The following is a 9807-nucleotide window of genomic DNA, read 5'->3' as shown; positions in this document are numbered from 1 at the left end:
GCCGAGGGTCTTGCTGATTTGTTATCGGCAGAGACCGAGTGGCAGCGCAAATCCGCGACATTGATGTTTGGCGGTAGTTTTAGCGCAGCGATCGAAGCATGGCGGCAAGAGGTTCTCCAACTGTCGGCGCTGACCGAGGCTGAACTTGATTTTTCGGATGAATCCGATGTGGATGCGCAAAATAATCATTCAATATCAGTGTCTTGTGCGAATATTCAACGCGACATCGAACGCATATTATCCAACCCCTCTGCTGAAAAGTTAAAGGATGGGTTGCGCGTCGTATTGGGTGGTCCACCAAATTGCGGCAAGTCGACATTGTTGAATGCCTTGGTCGAGCGTGACGCGGCTATCGTGTCGGATATTGCCGGCACCACGCGGGATATGATCGAAGTCCCGATTGGGATTGATGGCATCGCGTTCGTTTTTACCGACACCGCAGGGATACGGGATCATACCGACGACGTCATTGAGCGCATGGGCATCGACCGCAGTCAGGCCGCGATGCAGGGGGCTGATATCATATTATGGCTTGGGCCAGAAGGTGCTGGGCCCGACCATCCGCAGATCATTGAAGTGGCGGCCAAGTCGGATAGCCCAGATGGCTTGAAAAAATCGGGTATGGCCATTCAGGTGTCTGCCGTCTCAGGATTTGGCATGGCCGACCTGAAAACAGCGGTCGCGGATATCGCGAAAAAGCTTTTGCCACCACCTGACCAGTTTTCGGTAAATCAGCGGCAGCGGATGCTGCTCGCAGATTGCGCAGATGCGCTCGGTGCATGTCAGGCGACCGACGACTGGCTCATCGTCGCAGAATGCTTGCGGCAAGCGCGGCTGGCTTTGGACGCATTAACGGGTCGTGCGCACACCGAAGAACTGCTGGACAGTTTATTTGGTAAATTCTGCGTCGGAAAATGACGTCCTGTTTCACGTGAAACAATCCCACGCAGAGTTTTGACCGATGTGACTTGTTCGTCTATGCGCGACCTATGACAACCGATTTCGACATCATTGTAGTGGGCGGAGGGCATGCGGGAACTGAAGCCGCAGCCGTCGCCGCGCGTATGGGTGTTCGCGTCGCGCTTGTGAGTTTCGACAAAAGCATGATCGGCGCGATGTCATGCAATCCAGCAATCGGCGGCCTTGGAAAAGGGCATCTGGTGCGCGAAGTCGACGCGTTCGATGGCCTCATTGGCCGTGCGGCAGATGACGCTGCGATCCACTACCGCATGCTCAATGCGTCAAAAGGCGCGGCCGTGCAGGGACCTCGGGTTCAGGCAGACCGGTCTTTGTTTAAGGCATCGATCCAGCGCCAACTCGGACAAATTGCAAATTTAACGATAGTGCAGGCGGAGGCCGCGGCGCTTCACCTCATTCCCGGGTCATCCAACAGAGTCGGCGGCTTGGTGCTTGGTGATGGCTCCATCATCACATCCTCGGCGGTCATATTGGCGACGGGCACTTTCTTGGGTGGAAAGCTGTTTCGGGGCGAAGAGCGCTTTGAGGGCGGGCGCGTAGGCGAAGCCTCCGCAATGCTGTTGTCGAAGCAACTACGCGATGCGGCGTTGCCGATAGCGCGGCTAAAAACCGGCACCCCGCCGCGCATTGATGGCCGGACCATCAACTGGGCAATGTTGGAAGAACAGCCATCCGATGATGATGATTGGACGATGTCTTTTTCAAATCAGCGGCGGTCAGTGCCCCAGATATTCTGCGCAATGACACGCACCAACGCGGTGACACATGACATTATCCGCAGTGGTTTGGACCGTTCGCCTTTATTTGGCGGTGATATTGAGGGCAGGGGACCACGATATTGTCCGTCGATTGAAGACAAAATATTTCGTTTCGGTGATCGTGACGGCCACCAAATATTCTTGGAACCCGAAGGTCTTGATAGCCATTTGGTTTACCCCAATGGCATATCAACGTCGCTGCCGACGGACATTCAGACCGCTATGGTCAAATCGATGGCGGGGCTTGAGCAATGCGAAATCGTCGTTCCGGGTTACGCAGTTGAATATGATTATATCGACCCACGTTGTCTCGATTCCACCCTCGCCGTCCGCGGGTTTGAAGGACTATATTGCGCGGGTCAGATTAATGGCACAACGGGATATGAAGAGGCTGCGGCACAGGGATTGGTTGCCGGGCTGGGCGCGGCGTGCAAAGTTCTGGACCGACCCATGCCGGCCATGGACCGCACGAACAGCTATATTGCGGTGATGATTGATGATCTCACGCTGCAGGGCGTTACCGAGCCTTACAGGATGCTCACGGCACGCGCTGAGTATCGCCTAAGGCTTCGGTCCGACAATGCCCATACGCGGCTCACGCCAATGGCAATTGAAGTGGGTGCCGTTGGCAGGGACCGACTGGCTGCATTCAACCATAGAGCGCAGATGAAGGCGACCGCGCTTGAAATGATGTCGTCGCCGATAAGCGCCGATGTGCTGATGAAGCAGGGTGTGCCGGTCAAACCCGATGCGGGCAAAATGTCGAAGCTCGAATGGCTGCGTTTTCCGCATGTATCGATCATTGACTTGTTGGATGCCGATGGGGACGAATGGCCACGCGAGCTTTTGTTAGAGATTGAGCAGGACGGTCGCTACGCACCATATCTCGCGCGGCAGGAGGCCGAGATTCAAGACATCGCCGCAAATGAGAAAATAACGCTGGCCAGCAATGTCGACTATGCCGCCATCGCGGGGCTTTCCAATGAGATGGTGGAGAAATTGCAGAGCGCCAAGCCTGAAAATTTGGCCGCTGCGTCCCGCCTTCGTGGCATTACGCCGGCGGCCTTGGCTGCCATATTGGTCCACGCCAAAAGAGCCCGCAGCGCCGTGACAGAAGCCGCATGACCGAAGCTGAAGCGAAAGAGTGGCTGACGACATCCTTGGGTGTTTCACGTGAAACAATGGAATCGCTCGGTGCGTTCGTTGCGTTCCTGAAACGCGAGTCGACCAGCCAGAACCTTATTGCGGCATCGACTATAGAAGATATTTGGTCGCGCCATATCGTCGACAGTGCGCAGTTGCTGACCTTCATGGATCGAGGCCGACCTGAAACAAAATGGTTGGACCTTGGGTCAGGCGCGGGCTTCCCGGGGTTAATTATTGCGTTGCTCTCGGATTTTGACGTGACCCTGGTGGAATCGCGCACTCGGCGGATTGAATATTTGCAGCGCGCGGTCGAAATGCTCGATATCGGCGGCCGTGTCACGGTCATGGGCATGCCGCTGGAGCGTATGAAAACCGCCCCGTTTTCGGTCATCAGTGCGCGCGCATTTGCGCCCTTGCCCAAATTGTTTGAACTGGCGGCCCGTTTCTCTCATAATAATACTTTGTGGCTGCTGCCAAAGGGGCGTAACGCAGCAACAGAGTGGGATGACGTTAAAACAGTGTGGGATGGCGCGTTTAGCGTTAAACAAAGCATAACCGATGCAGATGCCGGCATTCTGGTCGGTACATTGGCCGGTAAGCGTGCAGGTGGCGGCAACGCCGGGGCAAAGGGACAAAAACCATGATCCGAATTGCAGTGGCAAATCAGAAGGGCGGCGTTGGCAAGACCACCACGGCTATCAACTTGGCTACTGCATTGGCGGCAAGCGGTTGGCGGTGCGTGCTGGTCGATCTGGATCCCCAAGGCAATGCATCCACCGGTCTAGGGCTTAAACAAGCGCAGCGCGTCCACAGCAGCTATGATCTTTTGCTGGGTGACGCGTCTTTGAAGGATGCGGCCATTCCGACCTTGATTCCCAATCTCGACATGGTCCCAGCGACGGTTGATCTGTCCGGCGCCGAAATTGAACTGGTCGAATATGAGGACCGCACCGGGCGGTTAAAGGCGGCTTTCGACAAATCGGATGCCAACTGGGATATCTGCATCATTGATTGTCCGCCCTCGCTGGGGCTTATCACGATCAACGCACTCGTGGCCGTCGACTCACTTCTTGTCCCGCTGCAGTGCGAATTTTTTGCGCTGGAAGGTTTAAGTCAGCTATTACAGACAGTTGAGCGCATTCAGGGCGGATTTAACCCGGCGCTGACGATCATGGGCGTTGCGTTGACCATGTACGATAAACGCAACAAGCTGACCGAACAGGTTGCGGACGACGTGCGCAGTTGCTTGGGCGATCTGGTGTTCCAAACAGTCATCCCGCGCAACGTACGCTTGTCGGAGGCACCAAGCCATGGGCTGCCCGCGTTGGTGTACGACCATCGCTGTTCGGGTTCAGAGGCGTATATGAAATTGGCAAGAGAATTGATTGGCCGCCTACCGGCCCGGGAGCTCGCAGCGTGACGAATGATAATTCATCTGAAAAATCCCCATTGAAGAAAAAAATGGGATTGGGTCGTGGCCTTGACGCGTTGCTTGGGGAAGCATTGCGCGGCGATCCCGCTTCTGCGCGCGCGTCCGGAAATGTCGATTCCCGCAGCGTTGGCGTCATGACAATTGCGGTTGCCGAGATACGCCCAAATCCCGATCAGCCGCGCCGCCATTTTTCCGACGATAAGCTGAACGAGTTGGCGGCCAGCATTGCAAAGCATGGCGTGATTCAACCAATCGTCGTGCGTCCGTTCAACGATGGCTATCAAATCGTCGCCGGCGAACGCCGTTGGCGCGCGGCGCAGCGGGTTCAGCTGCACGATTTGCCTGCGATCGTGCGCAATTTTGACGATGCCGAAACGCTTGAAATCGCGCTGTTGGAAAATATCCAGCGTCAGGATCTCAATCCGATCGAAGAAGCCGAGGCTTATAAAAAGCTGACCGATGTGTTTGGGCATAGTGCGGCGGAGTTGGCGGAGTTGGTGCACAAGTCGCGCAGCCATGTTGCGAATATGATGCGCCTGCTCGATTTGCCGTTGCCGTTGCGCGATCTGGTCATCGAAGAGAAGTTGACCATGGGGCATGCACGCGCACTGCTGGGCAGCGAGAATGCGGTGCCATTGGCCATGCTGGTCATCAAGAACGGCCTGTCGGTCCGCGCTACGGAAGCGCTTGTGCAAAAGGAACGCGCGCCAACCGCTAAAAAAGGCAAAAGCACGGGCCCGAGCGACAATGCGGATATTCGTGCAGTGGAATCCCATTTGGGCGACCTGCTGGGCTTGACCGTGCGGATTGTTCAGAAAAATGCTACAGGCGCCGGAGCGGTGACATTTGAATATGGCAGTCTCGATCAGCTCGACATGCTGTGTCAGCGCCTGACGGGTGAAAAATTCTAATATTTTCATATAGATAGACGTACCTCAATAAATGGGGCCAACTGTGAGTTCAATCGTGGGGCAGACGGTGGATGGCGAACAATATGGCGCAGCGGCACAAAGCCACCACGCGGATTTGGCATTGGCTGAACGCCATTGCGCTTACGGTTTTGCTGATGAGTGGCCTGATGATTTTCAATGCGCACCCGCGTTTGTATTGGGGCGAATATGGATCGCGCGAAGACCGCGCATGGTTGGAAATTGATGACACAAGAACAACTGGATTTGTAAAAATCGGTTCAATGACGCTTGAAACCACGGGTGTTTTAGGATTGTCGTTAGGCGCCGACGATAAAGTCCGCCGCGTGGCCTTCCCCGGCTGGGCGACGATACCCACAAGGTACAATCTCGGCGCAGCACGGCGCTGGCATTTTGCCTTTGCATGGCTGTTTGCGCTTGGGTTGACTGGCTTCATGGCGGCATCGTTGTTGAACGGACACATCCGCCAGCATTTGCATATCCGCAAGGCAGAATGGGCCCCAAAGCATATATGGGGCGATATTAAAAACCATGCCCGATTGCGTTTTGACGCGCACAATGCGGCGACATATAATATCCTGCAAAAGTTTAGTTATGTCGGCGTGATTTTCATTTTGTTGCCGCTGATGATCTTCACGGGCCTAGCCATGTCACCGGCCATGAACGCAGCGCTGCCATGGTTGCATGATATATTTGCCGGTCGTCAATCGGCGCGTTCGATCCACTTTATTTGCGCGGCGCTTTTATCCATCTTTGTGCTCCTGCATCTGGTCATGGTTTTCCTGTCAGGGCCAATTAACGGAATCCGTTCGATGATTACGGGCAAAGTTGCTCAGGCACCCGAAAGTAACCCGACGGGGGTGACGTCATGAAGAACGACCGCGATATCATCGGGCGGCGTGCACTTTTGCGCGGCGCAACTTTGGGTGGCAGCGCGCTGATGTTAAGCGGTTGCGATGCGTTGAATGAAAGCGACATGTTCCGGTCGGCGTTGCGCACAGCAGAAACGCTGAATCAGACGGTGCACAGAAGCCTGATGGACAGGGCGGCGCTTGCACCAGAATTCCCTGCATCCGATATTTCGCCGGTTTTCAAAACCAACGGTTCACTGACAGGCACCTCGGCGGAATATCTGGCGCATGTCGATACTAAATTTGCCGACTGGACGCTGCGCATTGATGGCATGGTGGCAAACCCGATGGATGTCAGTCTGGAAACGTTGCGGGCGATGCCGTCGCGCACCCAGATAACACGGCATGATTGTGTTGAGGGCTGGAGCGCGATTGCAAAATGGCAGGGCACGCCGTTGCGGCTGTTGTTACAGCAAGCCGGTTTGTCGGCGCGCGCCAAATATATCGTGTTTCATTGTGCGGACAGTTACGGCGCGCAGCCTTATTATGAATCCATCGATTTGATCGATGCATTTCATCCGCAAACAATATTGGCGTGGGGCATGAATGGCGAAATGCTGCCGGTGAAATATGGTGCACCTGTGCGCCTGCGTGTCGAACGGCAACTGGGGTATAAGCATGCCAAATATGTCATGCGTATCGAAGCGACCGATGATCTGACAAAATTCCATGGTGGAAAAGGTGGATATTGGGAAGATGTGGGCGACTATGAGTGGTATGCCGGAATCTAGGCTTGCGTGTCCGCGCGGTTAATGGAAAAGCCGTTTCCAGTCATAGGGAGACCCGAATACCATGAAGACGCGCGCAGCAGTTGCCTTTGAAGCGAAGAAGCCACTTGAGATTGTCGAGCTTGACCTTGAGGGTCCCAAGGCTGGTGAAGTTTTGGTTGAGATCATGGCGACCGGCATTTGCCATACAGATGCCTATACGCTCGATGGCTTTGACAGTGAGGGGATTTTCCCGAGCGTGCTTGGCCATGAAGGCGCAGGGATCGTGCGCGAAGTTGGCGCAGGCGTGACCAGCGTAAAGCCTGGCGATCATGTTATTCCATTGTACACACCGGAATGCCGCCAGTGCAAAAGCTGCCTGTCGGGTAAGACCAACCTGTGCACCGCCATTCGTGCGACACAGGGCAAGGGCCTGATGCCCGACGGCACAACGCGCTTTAGCTATAAGGGCCAGCCGATTTTCCATTATATGGGCTGCTCGACATTTTCGAACTTCACCGTGCTTCCGGAAATCGCCGTTGCCAAAATCCGTGAAGACGCGCCGTTCCAGTCAAGCTGCTATATCGGTTGCGGCGTGACCACAGGCGTTGGCGCTGTGGTCAACACAGCCAAGGTGCAAGTGGGCGACAATGTCGTTGTCTTTGGCCTTGGCGGCATTGGACTGAACGTCATTCAGGGCGCACGGCTTGCGGGCGCTGGTATGATTATCGGCGTTGATATTAATCCTGACCGCGAAGAATGGGGCCGCAAGTTCGGCATGACCGCGTTCCTGAACTCCAGAGGCATGAGCCGTGAGGATGTTGTTGCCAAGATCGTCGAGATGACCGACGGCGGCGCAGATTACACCTTTGATGCCACCGGCAACACCGAAGTGATGCGCACCGCGCTTGAGGCATGCCATCGGGGTTGGGGCACCAGCATCATCATTGGTGTAGCCGAAGCGGGCAAAGAGATTGCCACCCGTCCGTTCCAACTCGTGACCGGCCGCAACTGGCGCGGCACCGCCTTTGGCGGCGCCAAGGGCCGCACCGACGTTCCAAAGATCGTCGACATGTATATGACCGGCAAGATCGAAATCGACCCGATGATTACGCATGTCATGGGGCTTGAGGAGATCAACAAGGCATTTGAATTGATGCATGCGGGGACAAGCATCCGCAGTGTCGTGGTGTTTTAAAATAGGGAGAAGTAATAATGTATAGTCATATGATGGTGGGCAGCAATGATATTGCCCGTTCGAAAAAATTCTACGACGCAACCTTCGTTGCCATGGGTGGAAAGCCCGGCATGCAGGACCCCAAGGGTCGTTTGATCTATATGCACAATGGTTCGCTATTCCTTGTCACGCCGCCGATTGACGGCAACCCGGCCACGCACGGCAATGGCAGCACCATCGGTTTTGCGATGACCCCTGAGTTGGCAGATGCATGGCATAAGGCGGGTGTCGAAAATGGCGGCGAAGCGATTGAAGATGCACCCGGTATTCGCGAAGGCAATGGCATGAAAATGTATCTTGCCTATCTGCGTGATCCGGATGGTAACAAGCTGTGCGCCTTGCACCGTGTTACTGACTGATAGTGTTACCATCATGAACGATGCCGAAGCGCAGTTGTATAAAGATTTGGCCGCGCTCGGCATTGCTTATGAAAAGCACGAACATGCGCCGGTATTCACGGTGGCCGAGAGCGAAGCGCATAATCGCGACATTGCCGGCGCGCATACCAAGAATCTGTTTTTGAAAGACAAGAACGGCGCATATTTTCTGGTCACTGTCCCCGCCGAAGCCCGCGTTGATTTAAAGGCGTTGCCATCGGCCATCGGCTGCGGCCGGATCAGCTTTGGTAAAGCCGAAGATATGGAACGGCTGCTCGGTATTACGCCGGGATCGGTCACCGCTTTGGCCGCAATCAATGATAAAGATTGTGCTGTCCAATTCGTGCTGGATGCGGCGTTAGCCCAATCTGACATTATCAATTGCCACCCACTGCGAAACAGCGCGACCTTGAGCATTGCGACCAGCGATCTTATCCGCGCGCAAACCTATTGGCAGCACCCACCCCAGATTATTTCCGTCCCGACATTGGAGCTCGCATGACTTTAGAAACCGTCTCTGAAAACACCGCCTTTGGCGGCGTGCAGGGTGTTTATAAGCACCATTCATCAGCCACCGGCACCGACATGACTTTTTCAGTCTATGTCCCGCCGCATGAAGAGGGGCAAGTTTTGCCAGTGGTGTGGTTTTTGTCGGGCCTGACCTGCACCCATGCAAATGTGACCGAGAAAGGCGAATTCCGCCGCGCCTGTGCAGAGCTGGGTTTGATTTTCGTAGCGCCCGACACCAGCCCGCGTGGCGAAGGCGTTCCCGATGATGCCGATGCCGCATATGATTTTGGTTTGGGTGCCGGATTTTACGTCAACGCCGCCGTGTCGCCCTTTGACACGCATTACCGGATGCAAGATTATATCGAGCGTGAATTGCCTGATATCATCGCCGCGCATTTCCCTGCGGATATGCAGCGGCAAGCCATTATGGGACATTCCATGGGCGGGCATGGCGCACTGACGATCAGTCTGCGTAATCCGGGCAAGTATAAGTCGACGTCAGCATTCTCGCCGATCGTTTCGCCGCTAAATTGTCCTTGGGGTGAAAAGGCTTTGGGCGGATATCTTGGCGATGACCGTGCGCAATGGCGCGCCTATGACAGCGTTGCGTTGTTGGCAGATGGCGCACGCTTGCCTGACCTGTTGGTCGACCAAGGCCTGGCGGACAATTTCCTCGAGACACAGCTCAAGACGCACCTGCTCGTCGAACAATGTGCCGCGGTTGGTCAGCGTGCCGAAATTCGCATGCAGCCGGGCTATGATCACAGCTATTATTTCATCTCGACCTTCATGGCCGAACATCTCGCTTGGCATGCGGAACGG

At 55.2% G+C, this 9807-nt stretch carries 11 protein-coding genes; all 11 read left to right on the top strand.

Annotated features, from left to right (window positions below):
* The coding region (locus ACILQA_RS07840; RefSeq protein ID WP_395629192.1) for a tRNA modification GTPase at positions 1-918 on the top strand (918 nt) is incomplete at its 5' end.
* 71 nt (positions 919-989) lie between these two features.
* Positions 990-2861: a tRNA uridine-5-carboxymethylaminomethyl(34) synthesis enzyme MnmG gene (gene mnmG / locus ACILQA_RS07835; RefSeq protein ID WP_395629191.1), complete on the top strand. Its 1872-nt coding sequence runs from the start codon at positions 990-992 to the stop codon at positions 2859-2861.
* On the top strand, positions 2858-3526 hold the full coding sequence (rsmG, locus tag ACILQA_RS07830) for a 16S rRNA (guanine(527)-N(7))-methyltransferase RsmG (protein WP_395629190.1): 669 nt from the start codon (positions 2858-2860) through the stop codon (positions 3524-3526). Before mnmG ends, rsmG begins: the two co-directional genes overlap by 4 nt.
* Positions 3523-4302 (top strand): ParA family protein, encoded by a 780-nt coding sequence (locus ACILQA_RS07825; protein ID WP_395629189.1) that lies wholly within the window; start codon positions 3523-3525, stop codon positions 4300-4302. The genes rsmG and ACILQA_RS07825 overlap by 4 nt, the downstream gene beginning before the upstream one ends.
* On the top strand, positions 4299-5225 hold the full coding sequence (locus ACILQA_RS07820; protein ID WP_395629188.1) for a ParB/RepB/Spo0J family partition protein: 927 nt from the start codon (positions 4299-4301) through the stop codon (positions 5223-5225). The genes ACILQA_RS07825 and ACILQA_RS07820 overlap by 4 nt, the downstream gene beginning before the upstream one ends.
* Before the next feature lie 83 nt (positions 5226-5308).
* Entirely contained in the window at positions 5309-6115 is an 807-nt protein-coding gene (locus tag ACILQA_RS07815; RefSeq protein ID WP_395629187.1) for a cytochrome b/b6 domain-containing protein, read from the top strand.
* On the top strand, positions 6112-6885 hold the full coding sequence (locus ACILQA_RS07810; RefSeq protein WP_395629186.1) for a molybdopterin-dependent oxidoreductase: 774 nt from the start codon (positions 6112-6114) through the stop codon (positions 6883-6885). The genes ACILQA_RS07815 and ACILQA_RS07810 overlap by 4 nt, the downstream gene beginning before the upstream one ends.
* Before the next feature lie 61 nt (positions 6886-6946).
* Positions 6947-8059: an S-(hydroxymethyl)glutathione dehydrogenase/class III alcohol dehydrogenase gene (locus ACILQA_RS07805; protein WP_395627986.1), complete on the top strand. Its 1113-nt coding sequence runs from the start codon at positions 6947-6949 to the stop codon at positions 8057-8059.
* 17 nt (positions 8060-8076) lie between these two features.
* Positions 8077-8457 carry a VOC family protein gene (locus ACILQA_RS07800; protein ID WP_306064293.1) on the top strand — a complete coding sequence of 127 codons (381 nt, stop codon included), beginning with the start codon at positions 8077-8079 and terminating at the stop codon, positions 8455-8457.
* A gap of 13 nt (positions 8458-8470) precedes the next feature.
* Positions 8471-8977, top strand: a complete 507-nt coding sequence (locus ACILQA_RS07795; protein WP_395629185.1) for a prolyl-tRNA synthetase associated domain-containing protein — start codon at positions 8471-8473, stop codon at positions 8975-8977.
* Positions 8974-9807: S-formylglutathione hydrolase (fghA, locus tag ACILQA_RS07790; RefSeq protein ID WP_395629184.1), on the top strand; the 834-nt coding region annotated here is incomplete at its 3' end. The genes ACILQA_RS07795 and fghA, both read left to right, overlap by 4 nt.

The sequence above is a fragment of the Sphingorhabdus sp. genome (genome assembly GCF_044239005.1).
Lineage (GTDB): Bacteria > Pseudomonadota > Alphaproteobacteria > Sphingomonadales > Sphingomonadaceae > Sphingorhabdus_B.
The sequence above is the reverse complement of the archived record's forward strand: the minus strand, read 5'-3'. Positions and strand labels throughout refer to the sequence as shown.